Here is a 24,604-nt window from a genome sequence, read left to right on the forward strand (position 1 = left end):
TTGAAAGGAAGGGCTCTTTATGCTAAATCAGCTTGTGTACACTCGATGTTTTCCCCATCGGGATTTAAAGAATCAAGGGCAGGTTGTCCGCAACGAGGGCTTTGGCGTTTTTTCCATGAGTCCGGAACTCTTTGACCAACAGGATCCAGAGAGCTTTGATTATCTGCAAGCCAGACTGGCTATTAAAAACGGCTCCAATGAGACGTCTCCAATTGGACTGTTCCATTCATACGAATATATGGTTTTAAAACCAGGCGTCTATGCCTTCAGCTTTGAATATGAGAGGCCTCACTGTAAAACACCTCGTCCCAACGGGAAAACCCATCGTTCCGGTACCTATATGAAACAGTGCCTGGTGGGAGAAATAGAGGGATATCCCTGCGAATGGTTTGGATCGACAACATGGGATGCACATTTAAAATCAGAAAACGACTATTATTTAGATGCGCCGCCGGATGCCGTCCCAGATTATTTGCCCCAGGTTTCTGAGAAACCCGTGGGGAGAAAGATTACCATGGAGAAGGCGGCAGCTTTTGTCCGTGATGGAAGAAAAGAAGCTGTAAAAGCAGCCATCTGGTTTCTTGTCCATGAATACGGTAAGCCGGAGGAGGAACGAAAGGTCCTGCTCGTTAAGGATACACCAGAAAACGTGGAGCTTTGGATTGCGGCCATTGAATATGCTTTCTCATCCAAGATGGCTCGGAACATCAGTTTTAATACCAACTGCTCTAAATTAGGGATGCAAACTGACAACAGCCTTTTTTATTATACCGATGCCTCCGGCAAGTTTTATCCCGTTGCCAACCGGAGTCTAGCACTAAAGAGGCATCCTTACTGTATGATAGTAGGGTATCATCCCAAAGATAATTATTGCGTTTCTCTCAAACCGATGCCTGCAAGCAATTTTGTCGTGCTGGACGGCATCAGTAAACAGGTTTCCTTCACACCGGATTCTTCCATAAGCCATCCCTATTATCAGGCGGCTGTGGAATATGGAGAAGATATCCAGGATTTTTGCAGCTATGTGTTGCCCAGCTTATCGCTGACAGAGGTGACGCCATCGCTTCCACAGCTCTATGACGCTTTTCAGTATCTTCTGGATTCCAACCATAAGGCGGATACCTGGAAGTATTCCTCCACAATTGCTCACATCAATACGCTAAGCCAATTCGGAGAAATCAATAACGACGTCTTGAATGGATATCTGCTGGATCAAGCCCTTTCTGTCTACGCAAAAATGGCCGATGAGGATGAGCAGAATAATCTTTTGCTGTTGCAGATTCTGTGGAAGCTGTCACTGCGTCTGCACCGGGAAAAGGATATCATCGGAATCGTGGCCGACAAGCTTCAGTACTGTCTGACCCATCTCTCCACCTCGGCTTTGCAGCTGGGGCGGACTTGGACAGCCTTAAAGAGTTCTTCTATGGATAGCCTGGTAGCGGCTGTGCTGGATGACCTTTTTAACGATACGGAACTTTCCATCTATACCAAGCAATTAGAAGCTGCTGGTCCGGAGGCGACGGACATTCTATTAGAGATGTTTTTCTATACCTTGCGCCAAAATAAGATGGACCTGTCCGCTATGATGCAAAACAGCACACAATATTCCTTTGTATGCCGCAGCATGGTAGTCTTATTGAAAGATAAAAAGAGATTGCACAATCAGCTTGCAAACGTCAGTTCCAACAGTCAAGTTTTTAATTCCATGTGTATTTCGGTGGCCGATTTCCTCACAAAGAGAAATATCTGTGATGCAGCCAAGTGGTGGGATATCGTCATGGCCGCCAACGGTTCAGATGTGGTATCCTTTTGCCGGGATCTCTGCCGTTGCGGCAAAGTGGATATCCAGCTAATCGAACAGCTTTTAACTTCGCGGATGGCATCCATCGGCAGATGCGACGGCGCCTTGTATCAAGCTTTCCGGGAAGCCATTCAGGAAATGGGTGCAGGACGTGACACCGGTGTTCAATTCTATCGCAAATGGATTGAGGTTTCTCAGCCGGAGGATGCTGAATTGATCCAAAAAGCTGTTCGCAATATGCGCATGAGCAAGGACACGGAAAAGACGATCTTTCTCGCGTTGGACAGCAAGCTGCCTTACGATAAATCATCCCGCCTGGATCCCAAAATCTATGGAGAGATGGATGCTTGGGCGAAAGGCTTAGGAACGAGCAGCCGCAGTTCGATGTTATACCGTTTTCAGAGAGCGGTGGAGCACAAACGAAGTGCTTCTGACATCATAGCCGCCGCCGCGGAGATTCTGGAAGCTTGTGTTGTAGTGGACTCTAATTTTTGTCAGCAGGACTATTTTCAAGACATTGTAGAAAAATTAGCTGATTTTGGGGATGACAGTGAATTGCATCTGACAGTGCTGTGCCTCTTTGAAGGGAGCGGACAGAATTTCCGATACAATTATGCCGACTGTTACCTTTCCGCTGTTCTGGATCATTCCAAAGGCAGACGTCTGGCGGAAAACCTGATGTCCCTGTGCGAAGCCACCACTTGTAAATTTACAATTCCAGGCAGGACGAGCAGTCAAGTAAAAGAGGTTCAGGATACGACGGATGACGTCCTGCGTGATATGTTGATTCATTTCTATAAGCCAGGACTGATCGATCAAGTACTTCGACTCAACCAGTATGACGACGCAGTAAAGAGAAAGATGGCTGGAATGCTTGAAGAAGCTGAGAAAAAGGGTGGGAAACAAGGCTTCGCCGGACGTTTAACCAATAAATTGGGCGGACTTTTTGGAAAACGCCGGGATGATTAATTGATAGATATGGGGGTTCTTTTATGGCAGGTCCAAGAAAAGTTTCCAAGGAACAGTATGATGAATTTCGTTCCAAGATGGAAGAGAAATACGGGTATGATGAGATGAGCGACGAGGAGAAAAAGGATTTTGACGAGAAGATCGATCAAGTGGCTGTAGTGGATAATAAAACCGATCAGACTGATGCAGACGATGGTGATGAGAGGGAAGAAAGAGAACGCGGCGACGGTCATCCCCATAGCTTAGAGGATGACGACGATGAAAATATCCGGTAAAGATGAGAGGATAGGAGGAAGGCATTTTGGAAAAAGAAGTGGTTTCCAAGGAAGAATACGATGCCGTAAGCCAAGAGCTGCGTCAGCGAAGAGGCTATGACGAAATGAGCGACGAGGAAAAAGAAGCTTTTGATGCGAAACTGGATCAAGTGATGGAAGTAGATGATACCACAGATCAGGTAGATGCCACCGATGACGAAGAGGGGGAACCCAGCATCGGACCCAAGGTTTTGCGGAAAACCAGGTGATGTCGGGGCTTGGACTTTGAAAGAGCATTTTTTAGAAAAAGAGGGGTGAATCCTATGCCAAACAATGCAACATCCACTGGAACCAGTCACCGAGCGGCGAGACGCCCACAGCCTTCTGCTGGAAACGGGGGAGGTTCACCGCTGCCTACCGGAGGGAAAAGGACCATTCAGCCCATGGCTACACCCGATAGTAAACAGCAGAAAAAAGCAAAAAAATTGTTGATGGACGCCCATCAGCTCAATGTCCTTCAGAATGATTTGCGTATTGTGGGGGTGTATGTCAACAGCAGGCATTTGGAAATGCTGTCCCCTGCCGGTAAGGATTGCCTTTATACCAGTGTGGTCGATAAACTGGATCCGTTGCAGTGCAATCGTACGGGAATTGCCGTGTATCAAATCACCAAGCTGATGTACAATGAAGAGGAAAATTCCTATGAGAAGCTGGTCAGCGTATATTCGGCCCTCAACAGTTTTGGCGGCGTGACGGCTCTGATCCTGCAAAGCGACGGCAATAGCGTACGTCTTTACTTGTGCACCAATACCAGCGGAAACAGCAGGATTGCAGGCGAACTGTTATCCGGCAACTTAAAAGGACATTTCCCCGGCTGTGAGATCACACAATTATCTGAGCCGGAGAAGAATACGTTGCTCAATTCCTGTGGCCCGAAAGGCTCCTTTCCTGCGGGACGGACGGTTCGTTCTCTGAGTATGATTCCCAGCCGACGGGAAGAGGAGCTTCAGAAGGATCGGGAATTGAGCGCCCAAGGATGCGAAAAATTCATTGACGCTATGAATGGGCACAAGTATACTTTGGTCATTTTGTCTCAATGCGTTTCGCCGGATGCTATGGATGATTGCCGGGAAGGACTTGAGAATCTATATACCTGCCTGTCACCTTATGCAAAAGAAACCGTCTCCTATGGTGAGAATCAGTCGGACACCGTCAATTACTCCATATCCAGTAACATCAATTATTCCGTTGGAAGGAGTATTTCAAGGTCCTTTGGCACATCCCATACAGCCAGCATTTCCAACGGGCGCAGCTATAACCGCGGCAGTGGATATGGAATGTTCAATATGCACTTTAACAGCGGGAGCGGGACTTCCAGCAGTACAAGTTCTTCCACCGGGACCAATCAAGGGTATAGCACGGGGGAGAGTACTTCAGAAGCAATGGGTTCGGGAGATAGCCAAGGGACAGGAAGCTCTGTGGGAAGCAACAGTTCCCTGACCATTAACCGGGATAACAAAGCAGTACAAAATTTACTCTCCAAGCTGGAGGAACACATCAAGCGTATCAACATGAGCCAGACCTTTGGCATGTGGAACAGTTGTTGTTATCTGATTACCGATGACGTGGCTACAGCCAATATGGGTACCAGTACTTTAGCGGCATTGTTGGCGGGCGATTCTCAAGCCGCACCCAGAGCCTACTGCAATCAGTGGGATGCCACCAATGTAGCTGAACGTGAAAAAGTATTGGAGTATCTAGAGTATTTACACCATCCGGTCATCGATTTGGCCATACTGGAGGAAACCACCGATGCGTCTGGAAACAGAACTCGTTCGGTGTTCCAAAAGGAAAAAGTGACGCCCGCCATGATGATCAGCGGCAAGGAAATCCCGACTTTAATGGCATTGCCTCGCAAATCGGTTCCGGGCATTGTGGTGGATAGTATGGCGGAATTTGGTCGAAACATCCCGGAAAAATGGAAAAAGAAAGTGAAGCGTCCTATTCTGTTTGGAAACGTATACCACATGGGCCAAGAGGAAAAGACCCAGACGTTTTTGGATCTAGACACTTTTGCTTCTCACACTTTTATCTGTGGGGCTTCCGGATCCGGTAAAAGCAATACGACCTACAATCTCCTGGAAAAAATGATTGAAAATAAAATCCCTTTTTTGGTCATCGAACCCGCAAAAGGCGAATACAAAATTGAATTCGCCGGGTTGCCGAACGTCAATATTTTTACAGCCGATGAGTCCCCCTACCGGTTGCTTCAAATGAATCCCTTTGAATTTAGTTCGGGTATCCATATTCGGGAACATCTGGATCAAGTGTTGCAGGTGGTAAGCGCCTGCTGGCCTTTGTACGGGGCCATGCCGGGACTGCTGAAAAAGGCTTTTGAACAGGTGTACATCGATCACGGATGGGATTTGGAACATTCAGAGCGAATTGTAGAAAAGGGCAGTCGATTCCCCACCTTTCAGGATCTGGTTCCAGTGTTAGAACGCATTATCGATCATTCCCCTTATTCGGCTCAAACCAAGGGGGATTATAAGGGGGCTTTGCTCAATCGAATTTCATCCCTTTGCAACGGGTTTGAAGGACAAATTTTCGGTTGCAGCAGTGGGATCCCGGATCGAACACTTTTCAACGAAAACACCATTGTGGATTTGAGCAGCATCGGCTCGGATGAAACCCGTTCTCTCATTATGGGGATCCTCATCATCAAGCTCAGAAATTTCAGAAAGACAGCAAGTACACAGCCCAACAGCAAGCTGATTCATGTCACTGTACTGGAGGAAGCCCATAATATTTTGAAGCGATGTTCTCAGGAAACCAATGTGGAATCTGGCAATGTTCAGGGAGCGGCTGTCGGGAACCTCTGTCGGTGTATCGCTGAAATGCGCAGTGCAGGAGAGGGATTTCTGATTATTGACCAGTCCCCAGGAGCGGTGGATCCTACTGCGATTAAAAATACCGCCATTAAAATCGTCATGCGCTTGCCGGCGAAAGACGATTGTCAGGAAGTTGGTGCATCCCTAAGTCTCAAGGAGGAACAAATCCGAGAACTGAGCCGATTGGATGTGGGCGTTGCAGCTATTTTCCACGCCGGTTGGACCGATACCTTATTGGCGAAAATGGGAGATATTTGGGATCAGAGATATCGTGCCAAAGCTGCACCTGTTTTAAATAAAGGGGTATTCACAAAGGTTCAGGGCGCTGTAGTACAGCTTATGTATCATAATCTATTAGAAGGTCAAGCCAAAAGCATCTATATGGATGTCCAAGAGCTTCTGAACATACTTTGTAAAGAAAGCAGCGCATTAAAACCGACGTTACCGAGGTCAAAGCAGCAGGAGATGTTGGATGAAGTACAGATTTATCTTGAGAATAACCAGCAGTTTATCCGGGCCAATAGCTTCAAGGATTTGCAAAGGACTTTTCTGGATTTTATCTTTGACTTTCTGCGTCTGGATAGCGTCATGCGGATTTTCCCATTGGAAGGGGTCAATAAGAAGTTTGACCTTATGGATACCAAACTGACGCCCAAAGAGACTCGTATTGTCTTGAGGTGGGAAAAGGACATCCGTTCCGGTATCTGCCGATACTTATACATGCCCGAGGAGTGTGAACCACAGAAGGCTTATCGTTGGCCGCTCAACCCCACCGATTCGGAATGCTTCTGGATGTTATACGGCAAGATGCTCAAGCGATATGCCACCAAAATGATGCTTCGCAAAGACGGGGATGCCCGGTACGCCAATGCTTTGGATTATTTGAATTCCATTAAATTCTTTCAGCCGTCGGCACATAAGGGGAAGCGGTAAAAGATATGAAACGGGAAATTACAGAAAACGATTGTGAGGACTATAAAGAGTTCGAGTCCTCTGAGACGCGAGCAGAAAAAGATCGTCTCAAAAAGGAGATGGCCGATCATTTTGAGAGTACCTATTCATTAAAACCGGATGAGAAATACGAAGCGAACCAGTACCGATATGAGACCGACAAATTGGGACGCATTGAAAAATGTGAAGGGACGATCCGGCTGGAAAAGGGAAAAATAAATCCGACCCATCAAAGCAAGGCCGGTGGAGAGAGCCGCGAAATGGAGGATGACGGCGGTCATCTCATTGCCAGACGCTTTGGTGGATCGGAAAAAGTGGATAACATTGTGCCGATGGATCGTCATCTCAATCGGGGAGAATACAAAAAGATGGAAAATGAATGGGCCAATAAAGTGGAGGACGGAAGTACAGTGGATGTGAAGATTCGATGCAAGTATGAAAAAGACAGCCAACGTCCTTCTGAGATTATCGTCCGGTATCAAGTGACCGATGAAACGGGATATTCTTATCGTGAAGTCCGGCGTTTTAAAAACAGTTGAAGGCTGGTGATGGTTTGAAAAGCAATCAAATTCACGAGGATCCAAAGCGCCTCCAGGAATTTTATGAGAGGATAGGCAATCTATTATTCTCCCTGTTGCCAGACAATTGGGATCATGTGGTAATGGGATATTTCTTAGAGGGGGAGGATCATGTCCCCCATCAACAGATCCTATACGATGCACAAGGCGGCGGTGATTATCTTGACCTTATGGAAAAAGTATGGGACAATGAGACGCTGGAAGATGCTGTATTGGATCTAGGTGATATATGTGCCGCAATGCAGGAATACTGCAAATCGTGTGGTGACGACTGGCAAAGCATAACGTTTCGCATGCAGTCGGATGGAAGCTTCTCCACGCAATACGACTACAATACCATTGATTATTATGATGCACGATATATTCAAGATTGGCAAAGCAAAAGTCTAGATTAAAAGAGGGAGACTCCCATGGCTTTTTTTGTATCCCCAGAAGAGACATTATATACGGCTTTAAGAAATAGACAACCATTTGTTCGGTTGGAACGATGCATAGGATCTTTGGAGACAATATTCAAAAATGCATTCAAAAGAGACCGGCGTCTGTTGGCCGTTTTTTCCAGCTATGAGGCCAACTATATGAAAAAAGGCCTTGTTCAGTTGAGTTATGATTACGATATCACATTACAATATCAAGAAAATGCCCCCAATAATCTGGAGGATATTATGGTAGACGATGCTTCCTGGGATGCCAAATGCCTGTTGGAAAAAAGCGGCCCTAAGGAGTGCGCTATTGTCACCGATGATCCACCGGCGCTGCAAAAAAAAATTTCTAGCATTTTTGACCGTATGCTTAGTCAATATGAAGGGCTCTGTGAATGGCGAATTCACAGCTTTAGCTTTGAGAAAATGAGCACCGATACTGTATGCTTCTTAACGTATGAATATGTCCTGCCTCCGACTCATTTGAGACAATTGCAAAGTAAAACTAAGTTTGCAGCAAAGACGATTTGGAACAATATTTTAGGTCATGCAAAAGTACCGCAGTTTGTAAAACCATTTTTGGCCTTGAGCTATCTGAGTCAGGAGTGCGTTTACGATCAACGGGCCTACGACGAAGTAGGGGATCGGCCCAATGAGATTCCTTCTGATGCTGCACCGCATTTAGCCTATGGCCCATTGGTGGAAAAGAGAGGGATTTGCGGAGGTCTGGCGTGGGCGTTCAAAAGACTGATGGATGAAGCCAATATTGAATGCATTTGTGTCAGCGGGTATCTAAAAAAAGATCTTCATATGGGACACATGTGGGATCTGGTGAAGCTGGATGGGCAGTATTATCACGTAGATCCTACTTGGGGGATCCAAGATCCAGGTGTATTTATCGGAGGGCTTATGCAGCCGGACAGCTTTATGAGAAATACACATATCTGGGAGGAGGACCACTATCCCAGGGCGAGAGGAATGCGTTTCCAGTACGATTTTGTCGAGGACTATTTGGTTCAAAACGGAGGAGATTTCTTGGATGATGGAGCGGTTGAAAGCTACATGTTCCCGGACGATATTGCAGAATAGATTTGATGTCCGTTATATGACAAATCCGCCGTTAGGGCTGATGACCTGGCCAGTGATGAACTTAGCGTGATCACTGGCCAAGAACAAGATGGTTTGGGCAATATCCTCTGGGGTACCGATGGTTCCCAGAGGAGTTTCGTCTTTAAGACACTGGATTGTATCGTTATCCAGCATTCCATTCATATCGGTGTCAATGACGCCGGGAGCAACACAATTGACTTGGATACCACTAGGTCCCAGTTCTTTGGCTAAGGCTTTGGTCATACCGATAACAGCCGCTTTTGTGGCCGAATAGGGAACTTCACAGGAGGCGCCGGTTATTCCCCAGATAGAGGAAAGATTAATGATTTTTCCGGCCTTTTGGTGGATCATAGCCGGTAAGACAGCTTGGCAACAGTGAAACATCCCTGTGATATTGACATCGAACATACGTTGCCATTGTTCAGGAGTGAAATCCGTAAAGAGACCTTGTTTTGCGATACCTGCGTTATTGACTAGGATATCGATAGGGCCAAAATAGTGTTGTACTTTATCAACCATAGCGTCCACATCTGTGCGGTTGGATACATCGGCCCCAATAGCCAATGCAGGACTGATGGAACTTAATTCCTCTGCAAGATGTTGGGCTGCCTCTTTGTTTTGATGATAGTTAATCGCTACTTGATAGCCTTTCAGAGCAAACAGCCGGGCAGTCGCTTTGCCGATGCCGCGGGAAGCCCCGGTAATGAGAACGGTACCTTTTTTTTTGTTCATATGAAAACTCCTATATCATTGGGATAGATGATGAATTTACACGAAGGATAGCTGTTTAAAACAGCTATCCTTTTTGGTATATTATAGCACGATTTACGAACAAAAGATTAAATTAAAAAAAGATAGAAAATACTCTTGACAAAGCGGTTGGAATAGTATAACATATGAGCAGATGTTCAAATGAAAGGATGTGTAAACGTAATGCAAGAACAGAATGCATCCTCTGGGGAGTTTTTGTGCGCTCACGACGATGTAGTTGAACGTGTGACGTCCTATCTTCCAGCAGATGAGATCCTGTATGATTTGGCGGAGCTTTTTAAAGTATTTGGCGATTCCACCCGCATCAAGATCCTTTATGTTTTATTTGAGTCCGAGATGTGTGTAGGAGATATCGCTCAGCTTTTAAAGTTGACCCAAACAGCGGTATCCCATCAGCTGCGAGTTCTGAAAAACAATAAATTGGTTAAATTCCGCAGAGAAGGAAAGGTAGTTTTTTATTCCCTGGCAGACGATCATGTTAGAAGCATCATCGGACAAGGAATGGAACACATCGGCGAGTAAGGATTATGATACAATTTATTTCTGAAAAGGAGAGTGCTTTGTCATGAAAAAAAGTTACAAATTGGTGGATCTGGATTGTGCGAACTGTGCGCAAAAGATGGAGGATGCCATTAAGAAATTGGATGGCGTTCAAGATGCCAGTGTTAGTTTTATGATGCAGAAGTTGACTTTAACTGCTGATGAAGACCAGTTTGAGAGCATTATGAAAAAAGTAGTAAAGACCTGTAAGAAAGTGGAACCGGACTGTCAGATCATTTTATAACGGAAGAGATCATCTGGAAGATTGATGGAGGAGATGAATTCGCATGACCAAAAAGCAAAAGAAAATGCTGGCGCGCATTCTGATCAGTGGTGTGCTGTTTATTACTGCGGTCTTATTGCCTTTGACGGGAGTTGCCCGTCTCATCGCCTTTCTGATTCCCTATGCTGTGGTGGGATGGGATGTTGTATGGAGAGCCATTCGAAATATTTCTCACGGCCAGGTATTTGATGAAAACTTCCTGATGACCATTGCCACTGTAGGAGCCTTCTGTGTGGGAGAATTCCCAGAAGGGATTGCGGTAATGTTGTTTTATCAGGTGGGAGAATGGTTTCAAAATTATGCGGTGGGACGTTCCCGCCAATCCATCTCAGCTCTGATGGACATCCGACCCGACTACGCTAATGTAGAACAAGATGGGAAATTGGTGCAGGTCGATCCAGATGAAGTGAAAATCGGGGATACCATTGTCATCAAAGCGGGAGAACGTATCCCTTTAGACGGCGTTATTCTGGAAGGTAACTCTTCTATTGATACCGCCGCATTGACGGGTGAATCAGTCCCTCGTGATGTAGAACCCGGGGACGATGTCATTAGTGGATGTATCAATCAGAGCGGCCTGCTGAGGGTGCGCGTTACCAAAGTATTTGGGGAATCTACGGTATCGAGAATCCTCGATCTGGTGGAAAACTCCAGTGCTAAGAAGGCAAAAGCAGAGAACTTCATTACAAAGTTTGCCCGGTATTATACCCCCATCGTGGTAATTGGGGCAGTGCTTCTGGCTATTATTCCACCTTTGGCGCTTGGCGGAGGATGGTCGGAGTGGATCCATCGTGCCCTTATCTTCCTGGTAATTTCTTGTCCATGTGCGTTGGTTATCTCAGTACCGCTTAGTTTTTTTGGCGGAATCGGCGGCGCATCGAAATGCGGGATTCTAGTCAAAGGAAGCAATTACATGGAGACACTGTCTCATGCAGAAATCGTTGTCTTTGATAAAACAGGCACATTGACCAAGGGCGTATTTAACGTAACGGCCATCCATCCGGACGATTGTTCCGAAGCGAAACTGTTGGAATTGGCGGCTTTGGCGGAGAGTTATTCCGACCATCCCATCTCTCGGTCCTTGAAGGAAGCGTATGGAATGGATATCGACCGCAACCGTATTGGGGACGTAGAGGAGTTGTCCGGACGAGGGATACAGGCCAAAGTGGATGGACATAAAGTATGCGTCGGTAACGACAAGCTGATGGAGGAGATCGGTGTGCACTGGCATCCCTGCCATCGGCTGGGTACAACTGTACACGTGGCCTTGGACGGCAGATATGTAGGTCACATCGTCATCTCGGATGAGATTAAGCCGGATGCGGCAAAGGCCATTGCAGAACTGAAAAAAGTGGGCGTTCGAAGAACCGTTATGTTGACGGGAGACGCCAAAGCAGTTGGCGAAAAAGTAGCACAGGAATTGGGTCTGGATGAAGTACACACCCAGTTATTGCCTGGCGATAAGGTGGAAGAAGTGGAAAAGCTTCTGACCCAGAAATCATCCAAGGGAAACCTTGCCTTTGTCGGTGACGGAATCAATGATGCACCGGTCTTATCACGGGCTGATATTGGTATCGCAATGGGGGCTATGGGATCGGATGCCGCTATCGAAGCAGCTGACGTTGTTCTTATGGATGATCAACCCTCTAAAATCGCAGATGCTATCCGTATTTCGAAGAAGACAAGACGTATTGTACATCAAAACATTGTCTTTGCCCTTGCAGTAAAAGCATGCATTCTTTTGCTGGGAGCATTGGGATTCGCAAATATGTGGGAGGCTGTGTTTGCCGATGTTGGTGTGGCAGTGATAGCTATCCTGAATGCGATGCGGGCTTTAAAGGCGTAAAAAATAGCTGGATCAATCTCCCTTTAAACAGACAAAATGGAGCTATTGGAAGTTAAAACCAATGGCTCCATTTTGTTTAAGAAGGAGGTACTTTAGTCAATCAATACCCGAAATCCCAAGTGAATCGTCTTCATTAGAATCTGCTTGGGAATCGGTGTGGAAAACAGTTTGATGGTCATTGTCTACAGCTTCCACAGCTTCTGGAAAATCGTCGGGACCCAGAGGAATACTTTGATTTGATTCGTTATCCGTAACATCCAAGTCTCTAGGAGAATCTTGAGACGATAGCTGTACAGTAGGGGTAGATGATGCGCTGAAAGATGGATTTACAAAAGTAGCAGCCGACTGTACAGATGCTGCTGAAGCCAGGGAAGAGGAAGGGCTTTCCTGTACAGAGCTGGATATACTATTGTCACTGTTGGATGCCTCTTCTCCTTTAGCGGATGAAACCGCAGAGGTAGGGTTGGTCAAGCGACTGATAATATCATTTAAATAATTGCTGCCTCGGCTGATGATAATACCCGTAAAAACCGATCCAATCCAGGGCTGGCTGATGGGAATATTAAATTGTGAAAATAAATCGACGCCAGTGAGAAGAGCCAATAAAATCCCAATAGCAGCGGCGCAGATTCGGATGATCCCACATTTGATACAACCTCTGGTAAACATATAGACGACACTCTTGGTGTATTCTACGAGGGCCTCCACAATAATGGCCACAGAAAAAATCAACACCAGTTGATCCATATAGACACTCCGTTTCTAGATCTTAAAATGCTACAATGATATAACACCAAAAAGTTATACCTTATAAATGTCTGAAAGATAAACCCAGCTCATAATTTCCTTCATCAAAGCCCGGTCCGATTTAAGCTGATAAACGGTATGGGTGGTCTCTTTTACCCAAGTAGGAATCCTCTGACCAGTGGCATAATAAGTGCCGGTGATTTTGACGCGGTCGCCGACCTTGATGGAACCGGATCCGGATGATGAGGATGACTGAGGAAGTTGCAACACCTGGCCTACATGAATGATATAGGGGGAACTAATACCGTTGAGAGAAGCGATCTCGGTATACCGGCTGCCGTCTCCCAACACATTTTGAGCGATACGCCAAAGGCTATCGCCTTTTTGAACGGTGTAAGTGTCGGAACCAGGATCTGGAGCTGGATTTTGACCGGAGGAGTCGTTATTATAAACCGCCATGATGCGCTGTTGGAATTTTTTCCAGTCACTTTCCCAAGTGGCCTGGGACTTCAAAATACGGTGAGGACATAACTTTTTATTGCTTGCGAAATAACGGTGGGGTTGGACGCGGTCAATTGGGATATTAAACTGTTTCATGAAGGCAACTACCAGTTTAATACCGTTGCTTTCGGCTGCTGGATAGTCGTCATTTTCACAAATCTCAATGGATAGACTACGTGCATTTCCTTTGCCGCTGCCGCCGTCACCAGCGTTATAGGTGACTTCATTAAGGGGACAGGTTTGGACACATGAATCTTTATCCACAAATATATGGACAGAAACATACTGTACATCTGCATTTTCTACGTTTTGCAGCCATCGGGAATGTGCAGCGTCGTTCGCAGTAGAAGCCGCATTGCCGGTGTTGTGGACGACGATATACTCTGGATCGTGGTCAGACGTCAGCAATTGCTTAAGGGTACGGACATTACGTTTTCCCTTTGGTGTGACGATCATAGGGGTAAAAGGTACGCCGCCGATGTTGCTGTCTTGGATGATACCATTTTGGATGTTCATATAAGAAAGCCTCCATAGTTGTCTTCACGACCAGTATATGGTTCTTTGATCCAAAATGTGATATGATTATAAAAGGCCGTAGCGGATAGACCGGGATTTATCATCCATGGGGCTTAAAACAAAAAATCCGCCGGCACGGATAATCCCGTGCTGACGGACATTTCAGTTAAGTGGCATCATAAATTAAAAAGTAGGTTTCTTAAGCAGTCTCTTAAAAGATGAAGATAGTTTGTGGGAAGAACGGTCACAGATTTTTTTGTGCAAGAGGGTAGAGAGAAAAATCATGGGGATGGAGAGGAAAAACCAAAGGGCAGTGTATAAAAGACAGACTTGTCCTTTAATGTTGAGGAAAAGATTGGAGTAGTCCCAGACGTCCCACTTGAGCTTGAGATTGACGATGCATCCTACAACATATTCTACGCTGGTAATGATGGTAGCACTTCTAAAACATTTGTTCCAAAGTTTTTTGCCAGCGCAACGCAGGTTCATTTTATATACAAGAGAAAAACAGATTCCGCCGGTGATGGCCATTGTCCAGTGGGTGAAGCCACGCCAAAGGATCTCGATGACAGTGTAACCCACAGATCCGATGAGATAGATAAGGGAATACTCTTTTAATTTCTGCAAATCAATCACCAATTAAAAATTATTTTAAAACTAGTATGGACAATTTCAAGTATTCCAATCACAGAGTTTCTACTTAGCAATTATTGGAGGAGTTGAGAAAAATGAAAAAATGGGGAATTGGAAAAATTATTATAGTTACGATCATCGCATTGGCTGTTCTGGTTTTAGCAGGATATTTTTTTGGAGAGAAACCGTCGGCAGTAGGGTCTTCGGGAACGACGTCTATTGTATCTGATACAACCAGCCATACGACTGCTATGGTGGAAACAGAAACTCCCAATTATACAAAATGAATATTTTGTATAATTGGGAGGAGGGGGTTCATTTATTTGAACCGCAAAGAAACCGGATTGAGGCCTTGGCCTAGGAGGTTACGCCGCTATTATGAAACGCGATTATTTAGATCAGTGTCCGCTGGTACTGCGGAGCTTTCTTGGATATTTAGAAAATACCCTTGGCAAATCACCAAAGACAGTCGAAGAATATTTTTTAGATATTCGAACTTTCTTGCGTTATTTAAAATACAGCCGACATTTAGCGCCGTCAGATCAACCGATTGAGTCCATTGAAATCGACGATGTTACCATTGATCTTTTAAAGACGGTTACTTTGTCAGACGCTTATGAATTTTTTCATTATGTCCGAGTAGACCGCGGCAACCAATCGGCCGCACGTGCTCGAAAAGTCTGTAGTTTAAAGGCGTTTTTCAAGTTTCTGACTACGAAATCCAAATCCAGCGAACGCTTGGAATCCGATCCCTTGGCCGAGTTGGATGCTCCTAAAATCAAACGGTCTTTGCCTAAATATCTGACACTAGAACAAAGTATCGAATTGCTTAATAGTGTAGAGGGCGAATTTCAGCAGCGTGACTACTGTATTCTCACATTATTTCTCAATTGTGGACTGCGGCTGTCCGAACTGGTAGGGTTGAATTTAGGAGATATTCGGAGCGATCATACCATGCGGGTTACAGGAAAAGGAAATAAAGAACGGACGGTTTATTTAAATGAAGCATGCCTCACTGCTATCGACAATTACTTGAAAGTGCGTCCTCATGAAGGCGTCAAGGATCGATATGCCCTGTTTTTAAGCAAGCAAAAACAACGCATCAGTCCGAAGACCGTACAATGGATGGTAAAACATTATCTCGAGAAAATCGGGTTGGATGGTCAAGGGTACTCGGTCCACAAGCTGAGACATACGGCGGCGACCTTGATGTACCAACATGGTGATGTAAACATCCGGGTCTTGCAAGAATTGTTGGGTCATGAAAACTTGTCCACCACCGAGATTTACACCCATGTGTCGGATAAGCAGCTTCAGCAAGGGATTGAAGCCAATCCCTTGGCCAATGTCAAGATGCGCAATTCCCCTGTGATCAAGATAAAAAAAGAAAAAGAGCCGGATGAGGAGTAAACTCTTCGATCCGGCTCTTTTTGAAAAATATGAATTTTTATCACTGTGAGGTGTACTCAGAAAACTGAGCGGATAGACCAATTGACGGAATCTCTAAAGATTGCATGGAACCGGTTTTACGGTCGATGGACACAGAAAACTGACCGGACTCCCCTGTTCCAGAAAAAGTAAGAAGCTCGTCGGTCTTGTCAATTTGTAGGCCGTCCTTGGATGCGACAGCGTTAAAAACGCTTATAACAGCCGATCCAAAGGCCGAGTCTGGGAACTGCTGAGGATCAATGGAACAGGATAATCCCATAAATCCCAAGGTCATAGTATTCGACTGAGCATTCCAATCCATTGTAAGACTTTTTAAGGATGAGGGTGAAAGCACTTCAATGGTACAATCTCCACTGTCGAGACGTGTGATTTTGGCTTCGATTTCAATGCCATTGTACTGGACTTTGGCCAGCGTAGAAAAAGCATTGGGAACGGAATTGAGATCGGCTGTAGAACCCGATCCAGGGTCGGATAAAGCCGAACATCCGGTCAATGCGACGAAAATAAAAACAATGCTGCATAGAAAAGCCATCAAACGCCTAGGCTTCATGGTGGATCACCCTACCTTATTTTTCAAGATCAAGAAAGATACCAGGCAGCATTGAGATTAAATCAGAGGCCAGCATAGCGTGTTGAGAAAAATGCTGAACACCTCTATCCCCTGCCAATCCATGAAGATAAACGGCGGCTACAACCGCATTCCCGACCTCTATCCCCTGCGCTACGAAGGCAGAAATCATCCCAGCCAGTACGTCCCCTGACCCGCCTTTGGCCATACCTGGATTACCGGTGGAATTGATCCAAATGTGGCCATCCGGCAAGGCGATGATGGTTCCTGCTCCCTTGAGCACTAAGGTTACTGGATACTCCTGTACAAACTCCATAGCGGTTTGCAACCGGTTCTCCTGGATTTCAGCGATAGATTTACCGGTTAAGCGGGACATCTCTCCTGGATGAGGGGTTAAAATAACAGGTGCTGTCGGTTCCTTTAATCTATCTATATGATGGCTGAGAGCATTTATTCCGTCGGCATCGATGATAACAGGACATTTTGCATGCTGTAACACAGCATCTAGGACGGCTTGTGTTTGAGCGTTGTCCCCCATACCGCATCCAATAAGGCAGGCTGAGGTGGAAGAAAGCTGTTCTAAAATGGTGGGTATAGACTGATGGGATAAAGTTCCCTCCGAACTCTGGGACAGAGGAATTAGTACGGGTTCGGTTAACTTGCAAGAGAGTGCTGTACAAGCGTCTTTTGGGGTCATAAGATAGGTAAGTCCGGCGCCGCAGCGCATAGCGGCTTTAGCGGATAGTTCAGCAGCCCCTGTCATACCGGCTTTACCACAGATGCATAAAAGCTTTCCAAAACTTCCTTTATGAGAATTGGGATGACGGGATGGAAACCAATTTTTTACCTCTTCAAAGACAGGGGTGTGCTGCATAGTTTCAATGGAAGCCTCCATTTGATGGGTAAAAGAAAGCGGTTCTACTTTGAGTTTTCCACAATATTGGGCAGCAGGATAAATCAGATGAGCCGGTTTATGCGAGAAAAAGGTGACGGTATGATCGGCCTGGATACACGGACCCTGTACAAGTCCGGTATCACAGTGAGCGCCGCTGGGAATGTCGATGGCAACAACAGTTGCCTTGCTTTCCTCTACCGCTTTGATGTACTCGTCATAGGGCTCCCCGATGATCCCATGAAAGCCAATGCCAAAGAGAGCATCTACGATCCAGTGGGCCGACCGAATGAGGGAAAAAGCATTTTCTTTCTCATTCGGTGAATTCAATGGATCCAAAATAGAGACAGAAAGAGCTTTTAACCGCTCAAGCATATGGATGGAATCCGGTGTTTTGGAGAGACCTCCTGGAAAAACAACCGATACCTCCCAGCCTTCTTGACACAGACGACGGGCTACTACCAAGCCGTCTCCGCCATTATTTCCCTGTCCGCATAGGATAACAGCTTTTGTTTGATCCGGATTGGTAGTGCTTTGACAGAGAATATTACGTGCCACCGCTTGACCAGCCTGTTCCATCATTTGGAGATAATCTGTCCCAGCGGCCGCGATGGCCGCTTCGATTTGTCTCGTCTGTTTTGCATTATAAATGTTCAAGTTTCTACCTCCCGGGATGCTACGACTACAGCGGCAGCAAATTGTCTTGTATGGGTGATGCTGACGGAAAATTCCAATCCTGTAGGCTGTACCATGGCTTTAGCACGTCCGGTGAAAAAGAGATAAGGTTTCCCGTTTGGAAGACGCAAAAGCTGCACTTCTGCCAAAGAGAAGTCTCGAATTCCGGTTCCCATAGCTTTGGAAAAGGCTTCCTTTGCACAAAAAGAGGCTGCTACACTCTGGATAGGCATCCCCCGCTTTTCTAACTGACGGTATTCCTCTTCTCCCAAAATGCGTTTGCAAAATCGATCATTCTTCATACAATGGCGGATTCGTTCAATTTCCACCATATCGATTCCAACAGTATGCAAATGAAATCCTCCCCCTTTATCACTTGGATGATTACAGGATTTATTATAGCATTTTGATCTTGCTTTGTCTTGCAATTTTTAGGGTTCGGTGTTATAGTAAAAAGAAGATAACGCTATGAGGAAGAGAGTAGGCTGTCTAAAAAGGCGCAGGCAGAGAGAATGATCCATCGGCTGAAAGATCATTTGTGCGGCAAGGCGGTTGAAGTTCACTTCTGAGCGGCGTAGCTGAAGGATGCAAGTTGCATTTGGGTAGGTTGCGACGGTTGGCGCCGTTATAGGCCGATATAAGTGCTTGCCTTTTCGTTTTCTAGGAAGGAAATGTAAGGCAGGAATTTTGGGTGGTACCGCGGAGGCTCGCCTTCGTCCCGATTTTGCGGGATGGTTGGGCGAGCTTTTTATTTTTGGAAATCTGTTAGAGCTCTAGGTCATCATCCCGCAGCATCCCGCAGCGCTAACTTTAGATCAAAGCTGCTTTGCCGCTGAATATGTGACAAGGCTGCGCAAAAACGGCTGATAAAAGGCTGCTGTTTTTATTTGTGTGAGAGGTGAATGAAAATGAGAGAAAAGCTGGAAAGCATCCGGGAAGTAGCCAAATCCCGGCTCCAGGAGGTCAAGGACCGCAAAGCTTTAGATGAGTTGCGGGTTTATTTCCTGGGAAAAAAGGGCGAGCTTACCTCTATCCTAAAGCAGATGGGTAAACTCTCTCAAGAAGAACGTCCTATTATTGGTCAGCTGGCAAATGAGGTTCGCTCAGAGATCGAATCGTTTATCGAGAAGCGAGGTCAGCAACTGAAGGAAGAAGAACAAAATGCCCGTCTGGCGACGGAACGCATCGATGTCACAATGCCGGGCAAACACAATTGTTTGGGACATAAGCATCCGCTTTCGGTGGTGCTGGAGGAGATGGAGGAAATCTTTATCGGTATGGGCTTTGATATTGTAGAAGGCCCCGAGGTAGAGCTGGATTACTATAATTTTGAAGCGCTCAATATTCCGAAAAACCATCCGGCCCGTGATACGCAGGATACATTCTATATCAACGACAATACTCTGTTAAGAACCCAGACCTCGTCTGTACAGATTCGTACCATGGAAAAGCGGAAGCCTCCTATCCGCGTGATTGCACCTGGCCGAGTATATCGGTCGGATGATGTTGATGCCACTCATTCCCCCCTCTTCCATCAGATCGAGGGCTTGGTGGTTGACAAGGGTATCACAATGGCCGACTTGAAAGGCACTTTGGAGGTATTTGTCCGTCGCCTGTACGGAGAGGATGCTCAAGTGCGGTTCCGTCCCCATCACTTCCCCTTTACAGAACCTTCAGCAGAGGTGGATATCCAATGCTTTGCCTGCCACGGTGAAGGATGCCGGCTTTGTAAAGGCGAGGGATGGATTGAAATTCTGGGCTGCGGTATGGTGCATCCGAAGGTGCTGTCGACTTGTGGTATTGATCCCGAGGAATACAGTGGTTTTGCCTTCGGCATCGGCTTGGAACGTGTGGTCATGCGCCGCTTTAATATCAATGACCTGCGCCTGTTTTACGACAATGACTTGAGATTCCTTTCCCAATTTTAGTAGGAGGTGACGTACAATGAAGCTTTCAACCAAATGGATGCATGATTTTGTTCAACTGGAGGATATATCTCCCCGTGCCTTTTCCGAAGCCCTTACCATGAGCGGCTCCAAAGTAGAGGGATACGAGCGGGAAGGCAGTGAAATTGAGAACGTTGTGGTGGGTCAGGTGTTGACCATCTCGCCCCATCCCAATGCCGATAAATTGGTGGTGTGCTCGGTAGATGTGGGACAAGATTCCCCCATTACCATTGTGACCGGCGCCACTAACCTGACGGAAGGAGACTATGTACCGGTAGCTCTGCATGGCTCTAAACTGCCGGGCGGGATTAACATCAAAAAAGGGAAGCTCAGAGGTGTAGAGTCCCAGGGAATGATGTGTGGTCTTGAAGAGCTGGCTCTCACTACCAACGATTTCCCAGGCACGATTACCGACGGCATTTTTATTCTTAGCGATGAATGTGATCACACATTGGGAATGGATATCAAAAAGGCCATCGGTTTGGACGACGTTGTATTTGACTTTGAAATCACTTCTAACCGTCCTGATTGTTTATCCATTATCGGCCTGGCGAGGGAGACTGCTGTCACCTTCCAGAAGCCGTTTGTGCTTCCTAAACCGGAAGTCAAAGGCGGACATGGAAATGCAGATGATCTTTTGAATGTCAAGATCAGCGCACCGGATTTGTGCTATCGTTATGCGGCACGAGTGGTGAAGAATGTCCGAGTGGCTCCCTCTCCCCGTTGGATGAGAGAAAGACTGCGTGCCTGTGGTGTACGTCCCATCAACAACATCGTGGATATTACCAACTATGTGATGCTGGAGTACGGCCAACCCATGCACGCTTTTGACTACGATCTCATGGCAGGGCATAACATCGATGCACGCCGTGCAGTCGATGGAGAAACCATTACCACTTTGGATGGTGTAGAACGGAAGCTGACATCCGATATGCTGGTCATCGCTGATGATAAGAAGCCTATGGCAGTCGCAGGCGTTATGGGCGGTGAATTCAGCAGTATTTTTGATAATACTACCACCATTGTGTTTGAATCAGCCTGTTTCTCAGGTCCATCTGTCCGAGTGACAGCCAAGAAGCTCGGCATGCGTACAGAATCCTCCGGACGCTTTGAAAAGGGATTGGATCCGGAAAACTGCATTCCTGCATTGGAGCGCGCATGTCAGCTGGTGGAACTTCTGGATGCCGGTGATGTGTGTGACGGCATTGTAGAAGTAGACTGTTCAGATAAGACGCCTCATTCGGTTCCTCTGGACGCCGATTGGATCAATCGTTTCCTGGGCATCCAGATTCCGGAACAAGACATGATTTCCATTTTGAAGAGTCTGGAATTTAAAGTGGAGAATGGTCAAGTGATTGCTCCCTCCTTCCGCAGCGATATCGAATGTAAAGCTGACGTGGCTGAGGAGATCGCTCGCTTCTATGGTTATAATAAGATTCCTTCTACCACAATCCGCGGCAGTGCACAAGGTGGGTATACTCCGGAGCAACAGTTTAAACGTTCGATCAATACCACTATGTTGGCCCTGGGATATTCGGAAGTAGCTACCTATTCCTTTATTAGCCCCAAGGAATACGATCGAATCCGCATGCCGGCCGATAGTATGTTGCGTCAATCAGTGGTCATTGCCAATCCCTTAGGTGAAGACACCAGCATTATGCGTACCACGGCTCTGCCATCCATGTGCCAGGTATTGGGCAATAACTTTGCCGACCGAAATCTTTCAGCTGCCGTGTATGAGTTGGCCACAGAATATCTTCCCCAGGAAGGACAGCCCTTGCCTCTGGAGAAAAAATGCGTTATCTTAGGCCAGTATGGTCCAGGAGTGGATTTTTACTCTATCAAAGGGGCAGTGGAAGGCCTTCTAGAGGCTTTACGCGTCACAGAATACGACGTTGTAGCAGTAGACAATGAACCAGCTTTCCATCCTGGGCGCTGTGCAAAGCTGACACTTGGAGACAAACAACTAGGAATTGTCGGAGAATTGCATCCGTTGGTACAGGAAGCTTACGGGATCGGTTCCCGCGCCTATATAGCAATGTTGGATTTCAGCCTTATGTATGAAAATCATGTGGCCGACATACAATATAAAGCACTTCCCCGTTTTCCTGCCGTAACCAGAGATCTGGCATTGGTGTGTGATGATACAATTCCGGTACTCACATTGCAAAATACCATCCGAAAAGCAGCGGGACAGCGTTTAGAAAATCTGGAGCTTTTCGATGTCTATAAAGGCAAACAGATCCCTGAGGGTAAGAAGAGTGTGGCTTTTAGTCTAGTACTCCGTTCCCATGATTCGACCCTCACCGATGCCGAATGTGATTCCATCATTCAGAAAGCCATCAAAGCATTAAACGAGATTGGTGCCCAGCTGAGATCCTAATCTGCCAATTTATTTTAAGTTTAGCGATTGAATTGTCCCATCGGTTATTGTATAATGGGAAGGACAGTAAGACATAAGGAGGGGTTTGCAATGTTTGATAAGACCATGACTTTTTCCATCGGCGGCGACCATGAGGATGAGATGAAGCGGATTTTAACCATGGTCTATGACGCTTTGCGGGAAAAAGGCTACAATCCTATTAATCAGATTGTAGGATATATTCTCTCTGAAGACCCCACTTATATTACAACTCATAACAATGCTCGCAGTTTGATCCGGAAGATTGATCGGGATGAATTGCTTCAAGCTTTGGTGAAATCCTACTTGGGGGAATAAAAACTGTACGATAGAGGGGGCTTTTGTCCCCTCTATTTTTATAGACAGGCTAAGATTATACATTTGCCGCCGCTACGCTTGTTTATTTTTCTTTGCAAGAAAGAAGTTTTGTGCTATAATAATTTAGATAAGGATGACAGGAGGACATTGGTATGAGTGATAAAAAAACAGGCAAAAATGCATTTTTGATGTATAAAGGGAAACCGTTGGTCCGCAATGGGAAGACAATTTATTATGGCAGTATGGCGGATAAATACGTTGTGATGCTTCAGGTCCTCAGCACAAAGCCGTATCAGGACATGGAAATCGCCGATAAGGTATTGGTACAATTGATGTATACCGATCCGGAAATTCGTGCTCGTGACCGCATTGTTAAGAAAAGCGAGAAAGAGGGCCTTTACAACGCTTTGGATATTGGCTCCATTTGGCTGGAACGGGCATTGCGTGATCAATAAAGAAAAAACATAGGCAATTACAAAAGGACTATCTCATGGATAAATGAGATAGTCCTTTGTTTTTTATTCTTCGTTTGAAATTTGGTTGTCTAAGTACCGATCAGCTCGATAGTCGTTCATCTTGGCGATAGAGGAGTCATCTCCGCCAGTTACCTGTGTATAAGCCTGAGGAACCTCGCCTACAATGATGCTCTCAGCTATTACAAATTCGCTGGGTACGTCTATGATGATATTTTGCCCAGCCATGATAACAACAAATTGAGTGTTCATCTTGAGTACAAGCTGATGAAGTACCTGATTGATGCCGGCGTCAGAAAATTCACTTTCTACTTGAGGAACAATACTTCCTGACATCTGAAGTCTGGCGTGAAGATTGGGGCCAAACCCAGAGAGCAGATTATCGCCCAAAAGGCTTCCTAACGGAATATCGATCACAGGTTTATCCAAGTTCACTAATTTATCCTGAACTGACTGGCTGATGCTTGCTTTAAGACGGTTCATTTGAACGATGTTGGTTTCGATGGAAGTGACATTGTCTTGAGAGTCGGTGGTAAGGTGGATGAGGCTATCGTAGCTGATTTGCTGTTCATTCAGGACTTCCATGATGGCCTCGTTGACTGCCTGATTGACCACAATTTGTGATTGATTGGTGGCCATATCCACAAGGATCGGACGAATACGGGCCTGAATAATCAGGAATAGCCCTAGGAGAAAAACCAGAACCACCAGCAGTTTGATTTTAAAGGTGGACCGGGATTTTTTATGGGGACGTCGTCTCATCTCATTCCCCCCTATTTTGGAATTATTCTATTTTTAGTATAGCAAATATTCTAAAATAGGTGACAAATCCCAGAGAAAACAAAAATGCAGTCTATGAGCTCAATGCTCATAGGCTGCATTTAAGGATTAGAAGATTTTGTTTATTCCTCTTCAAAGGCATCCTTACCGGCGCCACAGACGGGGCAGACAAAATCATCCGGAACATCGGCCCAAGCGGTGCCAGGAGCAATGCCGTTATCGGGATCGCCCAGTTCCTCATCGTAAACATAACCACAAATGGTGCAAACGTATCTTGCCATAACAAAAA

The 24,604-nt window shown here is 45.9% G+C and carries 25 protein-coding genes and 1 other annotated feature; of the genes, 16 read left to right on the top strand and 9 right to left on the bottom strand.

The features are described 5' to 3' along the window. The first annotated feature begins 19 nt into the window (after nucleotides 1–19). From C12CBH8_RS05195 to C12CBH8_RS05225, 7 genes are all read left to right on the top strand, one after another. Nucleotides 20–2,770 carry a hypothetical protein gene (locus tag C12CBH8_RS05195; protein WP_215533699.1) on the top strand — a complete coding sequence of 917 codons (2,751 nt, stop codon included), beginning with the start codon at nucleotides 20–22 and terminating at the stop codon, nucleotides 2,768–2,770. A gap of 23 nt (nucleotides 2,771–2,793) precedes the next feature. Next, on the top strand, nucleotides 2,794–3,045 hold the full coding sequence (locus C12CBH8_RS05200) for a hypothetical protein (protein ID WP_090263384.1): 252 nt from the start codon (nucleotides 2,794–2,796) through the stop codon (nucleotides 3,043–3,045). A 26-nt stretch (nucleotides 3,046–3,071) separates the two neighbouring features. Further along, on the top strand, nucleotides 3,072–3,293 hold the full coding sequence (locus C12CBH8_RS05205) for a hypothetical protein (RefSeq protein ID WP_090263383.1): 222 nt from the start codon (nucleotides 3,072–3,074) through the stop codon (nucleotides 3,291–3,293). A gap of 54 nt (nucleotides 3,294–3,347) precedes the next feature. Continuing rightward, complete coding sequence (locus C12CBH8_RS05210) at nucleotides 3,348–6,848, top strand: ATP-binding protein (protein WP_215533700.1); 3,501 nt, start codon at nucleotides 3,348–3,350, stop codon at nucleotides 6,846–6,848. Between the two features lie 5 nt (nucleotides 6,849–6,853). Further along, the gene (locus C12CBH8_RS05215; protein WP_246441761.1) at nucleotides 6,854–7,405 is read left to right on the top strand and encodes a DNA/RNA non-specific endonuclease; all 552 of its coding nucleotides are present in this window, start codon (nucleotides 6,854–6,856) and stop codon (nucleotides 7,403–7,405) included. Between the two features lie 14 nt (nucleotides 7,406–7,419). Further along, nucleotides 7,420–7,839 carry an immunity protein YezG family protein gene (locus tag C12CBH8_RS05220; protein ID WP_171846193.1) on the top strand — a complete coding sequence of 140 codons (420 nt, stop codon included), beginning with the start codon at nucleotides 7,420–7,422 and terminating at the stop codon, nucleotides 7,837–7,839. Between the two features lie 183 nt (nucleotides 7,840–8,022). Continuing rightward, the gene (locus tag C12CBH8_RS05225; RefSeq protein WP_215533701.1) at nucleotides 8,023–8,955 is read left to right on the top strand and encodes a transglutaminase domain-containing protein; all 933 of its coding nucleotides are present in this window, start codon (nucleotides 8,023–8,025) and stop codon (nucleotides 8,953–8,955) included. Nucleotides 8,956–8,967: 12 nt separating this feature from the next. Here C12CBH8_RS05225 and ymfI read toward each other — a convergent pair whose 3' ends face one another. Beyond that, nucleotides 8,968–9,708 carry an elongation factor P 5-aminopentanone reductase gene (gene ymfI / locus C12CBH8_RS05230; RefSeq protein ID WP_215533702.1) on the bottom strand — a complete coding sequence of 247 codons (741 nt, stop codon included), beginning with the start codon at nucleotides 9,706–9,708 and terminating at the stop codon, nucleotides 8,968–8,970. 201 nt (nucleotides 9,709–9,909) lie between these two features. Here ymfI and C12CBH8_RS05235 point away from each other — a divergent pair, with 201 nt between their 5' ends. Genes C12CBH8_RS05235 through C12CBH8_RS05245 form a run of 3 tightly spaced genes read left to right on the top strand, consistent with a single transcriptional unit; the run spans nucleotide 9,910 to nucleotide 12,416 of the window. Then, nucleotides 9,910–10,269, top strand: coding sequence for an ArsR/SmtB family transcription factor (locus C12CBH8_RS05235; RefSeq protein ID WP_099321919.1), 360 nt, complete (start codon nucleotides 9,910–9,912; stop codon nucleotides 10,267–10,269). A 43-nt stretch (nucleotides 10,270–10,312) separates the two neighbouring features. Further along, nucleotides 10,313–10,531 carry a cation transporter gene (locus C12CBH8_RS05240; protein ID WP_090263374.1) on the top strand — a complete coding sequence of 73 codons (219 nt, stop codon included), beginning with the start codon at nucleotides 10,313–10,315 and terminating at the stop codon, nucleotides 10,529–10,531. Between the two features lie 43 nt (nucleotides 10,532–10,574). Then, the gene (locus C12CBH8_RS05245) at nucleotides 10,575–12,416 is read left to right on the top strand and encodes a heavy metal translocating P-type ATPase (RefSeq protein WP_090263372.1); all 1,842 of its coding nucleotides are present in this window, start codon (nucleotides 10,575–10,577) and stop codon (nucleotides 12,414–12,416) included. A 96-nt stretch (nucleotides 12,417–12,512) separates the two neighbouring features. On the opposite strand, the gene C12CBH8_RS05250 is transcribed toward C12CBH8_RS05245, so the two are convergent. The 3 genes from C12CBH8_RS05250 to C12CBH8_RS05260 all read right to left on the bottom strand — a co-directional run bounded on the left by C12CBH8_RS05250 (nucleotide 12,513) and on the right by C12CBH8_RS05260 (nucleotide 14,807). Further along, complete coding sequence (locus tag C12CBH8_RS05250) at nucleotides 12,513–13,163, bottom strand: hypothetical protein (RefSeq protein ID WP_215533703.1); 651 nt, start codon at nucleotides 13,161–13,163, stop codon at nucleotides 12,513–12,515. 54 nt (nucleotides 13,164–13,217) lie between these two features. Continuing rightward, nucleotides 13,218–14,180, bottom strand: coding sequence for an N-acetylmuramoyl-L-alanine amidase (locus tag C12CBH8_RS11840; RefSeq protein ID WP_099321922.1), 963 nt, complete (start codon nucleotides 14,178–14,180; stop codon nucleotides 13,218–13,220). A 183-nt stretch (nucleotides 14,181–14,363) separates the two neighbouring features. Next, nucleotides 14,364–14,807, bottom strand: a complete 444-nt coding sequence (locus C12CBH8_RS05260) for a putative ABC transporter permease (RefSeq protein WP_090263367.1) — start codon at nucleotides 14,805–14,807, stop codon at nucleotides 14,364–14,366. A gap of 101 nt (nucleotides 14,808–14,908) precedes the next feature. On the opposite strand from C12CBH8_RS05260, the gene C12CBH8_RS05265 reads away from it, so the two are divergent. Continuing rightward, the gene (locus C12CBH8_RS05265; protein WP_215533704.1) at nucleotides 14,909–15,100 is read left to right on the top strand and encodes a hypothetical protein; all 192 of its coding nucleotides are present in this window, start codon (nucleotides 14,909–14,911) and stop codon (nucleotides 15,098–15,100) included. A 91-nt stretch (nucleotides 15,101–15,191) separates the two neighbouring features. Then, a complete protein-coding gene (locus C12CBH8_RS05270; RefSeq protein WP_090263363.1) occupies nucleotides 15,192–16,223 on the top strand; it encodes a tyrosine recombinase XerC in 1,032 nt (343 codons plus the stop codon). Nucleotides 16,224–16,263: 40 nt separating this feature from the next. Here C12CBH8_RS05270 and C12CBH8_RS05275 read toward each other — a convergent pair whose 3' ends face one another. The 3 genes from C12CBH8_RS05275 to acpS are packed head-to-tail and all read right to left on the bottom strand — an operon-like array spanning nucleotide 16,264 to nucleotide 18,750. Beyond that, nucleotides 16,264–16,812 carry a hypothetical protein gene (locus tag C12CBH8_RS05275; RefSeq protein WP_215533705.1) on the bottom strand — a complete coding sequence of 183 codons (549 nt, stop codon included), beginning with the start codon at nucleotides 16,810–16,812 and terminating at the stop codon, nucleotides 16,264–16,266. Between the two features lie 16 nt (nucleotides 16,813–16,828). Continuing rightward, nucleotides 16,829–18,379 (bottom strand): NAD(P)H-hydrate dehydratase, encoded by a 1,551-nt coding sequence (locus C12CBH8_RS05280; protein ID WP_215533706.1) that lies wholly within the window; start codon nucleotides 18,377–18,379, stop codon nucleotides 16,829–16,831. Beyond that, the gene (acpS, locus tag C12CBH8_RS05285; protein WP_090263357.1) at nucleotides 18,376–18,750 is read right to left on the bottom strand and encodes a holo-ACP synthase; all 375 of its coding nucleotides are present in this window, start codon (nucleotides 18,748–18,750) and stop codon (nucleotides 18,376–18,378) included. The genes C12CBH8_RS05280 and acpS overlap by 4 nt, the downstream gene beginning before the upstream one ends. A gap of 106 nt (nucleotides 18,751–18,856) precedes the next feature. Then, nucleotides 18,857–19,121, top strand: a binding site (T-box leader). 184 nt (nucleotides 19,122–19,305) lie between these two features. Here acpS and pheS point away from each other — a divergent pair. The 4 genes from pheS to C12CBH8_RS05305 all read left to right on the top strand — a co-directional run bounded on the left by pheS (nucleotide 19,306) and on the right by C12CBH8_RS05305 (nucleotide 23,517). Next, the gene (gene pheS / locus C12CBH8_RS05290; protein WP_090263356.1) at nucleotides 19,306–20,325 is read left to right on the top strand and encodes a phenylalanine--tRNA ligase subunit alpha; all 1,020 of its coding nucleotides are present in this window, start codon (nucleotides 19,306–19,308) and stop codon (nucleotides 20,323–20,325) included. Between the two features lie 16 nt (nucleotides 20,326–20,341). Continuing rightward, complete coding sequence (gene pheT, locus C12CBH8_RS05295) at nucleotides 20,342–22,726, top strand: phenylalanine--tRNA ligase subunit beta (protein ID WP_215533707.1); 2,385 nt, start codon at nucleotides 20,342–20,344, stop codon at nucleotides 22,724–22,726. A gap of 90 nt (nucleotides 22,727–22,816) precedes the next feature. After that, nucleotides 22,817–23,062 carry an IreB family regulatory phosphoprotein gene (locus C12CBH8_RS05300; RefSeq protein WP_090263352.1) on the top strand — a complete coding sequence of 82 codons (246 nt, stop codon included), beginning with the start codon at nucleotides 22,817–22,819 and terminating at the stop codon, nucleotides 23,060–23,062. A 152-nt stretch (nucleotides 23,063–23,214) separates the two neighbouring features. After that, the gene (locus C12CBH8_RS05305; RefSeq protein ID WP_215533708.1) at nucleotides 23,215–23,517 is read left to right on the top strand and encodes a hypothetical protein; all 303 of its coding nucleotides are present in this window, start codon (nucleotides 23,215–23,217) and stop codon (nucleotides 23,515–23,517) included. Nucleotides 23,518–23,580: 63 nt separating this feature from the next. On the opposite strand, the gene yunB is transcribed toward C12CBH8_RS05305, so the two are convergent. Both yunB and rd read right to left on the bottom strand, forming a co-directional pair. Continuing rightward, a complete protein-coding gene (gene yunB / locus C12CBH8_RS05310; RefSeq protein ID WP_215533709.1) occupies nucleotides 23,581–24,297 on the bottom strand; it encodes a sporulation protein YunB in 717 nt (238 codons plus the stop codon). 140 nt (nucleotides 24,298–24,437) lie between these two features. Then, entirely contained in the window at nucleotides 24,438–24,596 is a 159-nt protein-coding gene (gene rd / locus C12CBH8_RS05315; protein ID WP_090263347.1) for a rubredoxin, read from the bottom strand. Nucleotides 24,597–24,604: the final 8 nt, after the last annotated feature.

Source organism: Solibaculum mannosilyticum (assembly GCF_015140235.1).
GTDB lineage: Bacteria > Bacillota > Clostridia > Oscillospirales > Acutalibacteraceae > Solibaculum > Solibaculum mannosilyticum.

Coding starts and splice junctions, on each gene's coding strand:
- C12CBH8_RS05195 (WP_215533699.1), top strand. CDS start 20: ATGCTAAATCAGCTTGTGTACACTCGATGTTTTCCCCATCGGGATTTA.
- C12CBH8_RS05200 (WP_090263384.1), top strand. CDS start 2,794: ATGGCAGGTCCAAGAAAAGTTTCCAAGGAACAGTATGATGAATTTCGT.
- C12CBH8_RS05210 (WP_215533700.1), top strand. CDS start 3,348: ATGCCAAACAATGCAACATCCACTGGAACCAGTCACCGAGCGGCGAGA.
- C12CBH8_RS05215 (WP_246441761.1), top strand. CDS start 6,854: ATGAAACGGGAAATTACAGAAAACGATTGTGAGGACTATAAAGAGTTC.
- C12CBH8_RS05225 (WP_215533701.1), top strand. CDS start 8,023: ATGAAAAAAGGCCTTGTTCAGTTGAGTTATGATTACGATATCACATTA.
- ymfI (WP_215533702.1), bottom strand. CDS start 9,708: ATGAACAAAAAAAAAGGTACCGTTCTCATTACCGGGGCTTCCCGCGGC.
- C12CBH8_RS05235 (WP_099321919.1), top strand. CDS start 9,910: ATGCAAGAACAGAATGCATCCTCTGGGGAGTTTTTGTGCGCTCACGAC.
- C12CBH8_RS05240 (WP_090263374.1), top strand. CDS start 10,313: ATGAAAAAAAGTTACAAATTGGTGGATCTGGATTGTGCGAACTGTGCG.
- C12CBH8_RS05245 (WP_090263372.1), top strand. CDS start 10,575: ATGACCAAAAAGCAAAAGAAAATGCTGGCGCGCATTCTGATCAGTGGT.
- C12CBH8_RS05250 (WP_215533703.1), bottom strand. CDS start 13,163: ATGGATCAACTGGTGTTGATTTTTTCTGTGGCCATTATTGTGGAGGCC.
- C12CBH8_RS11840 (WP_099321922.1), bottom strand. CDS start 14,180: ATGAACATCCAAAATGGTATCATCCAAGACAGCAACATCGGCGGCGTA.
- C12CBH8_RS05265 (WP_215533704.1), top strand. CDS start 14,909: ATGAAAAAATGGGGAATTGGAAAAATTATTATAGTTACGATCATCGCA.
- C12CBH8_RS05270 (WP_090263363.1), top strand. CDS start 15,192: ATGAAACGCGATTATTTAGATCAGTGTCCGCTGGTACTGCGGAGCTTT.
- C12CBH8_RS05275 (WP_215533705.1), bottom strand. CDS start 16,812: ATGAAGCCTAGGCGTTTGATGGCTTTTCTATGCAGCATTGTTTTTATT.
- pheS (WP_090263356.1), top strand. CDS start 19,306: ATGAGAGAAAAGCTGGAAAGCATCCGGGAAGTAGCCAAATCCCGGCTC.
- pheT (WP_215533707.1), top strand. CDS start 20,342: ATGAAGCTTTCAACCAAATGGATGCATGATTTTGTTCAACTGGAGGAT.
- C12CBH8_RS05300 (WP_090263352.1), top strand. CDS start 22,817: ATGTTTGATAAGACCATGACTTTTTCCATCGGCGGCGACCATGAGGAT.
- C12CBH8_RS05305 (WP_215533708.1), top strand. CDS start 23,215: ATGAGTGATAAAAAAACAGGCAAAAATGCATTTTTGATGTATAAAGGG.
- yunB (WP_215533709.1), bottom strand. CDS start 24,297: ATGAGACGACGTCCCCATAAAAAATCCCGGTCCACCTTTAAAATCAAA.
- rd (WP_090263347.1), bottom strand. CDS start 24,596: ATGGCAAGATACGTTTGCACCATTTGTGGTTATGTTTACGATGAGGAA.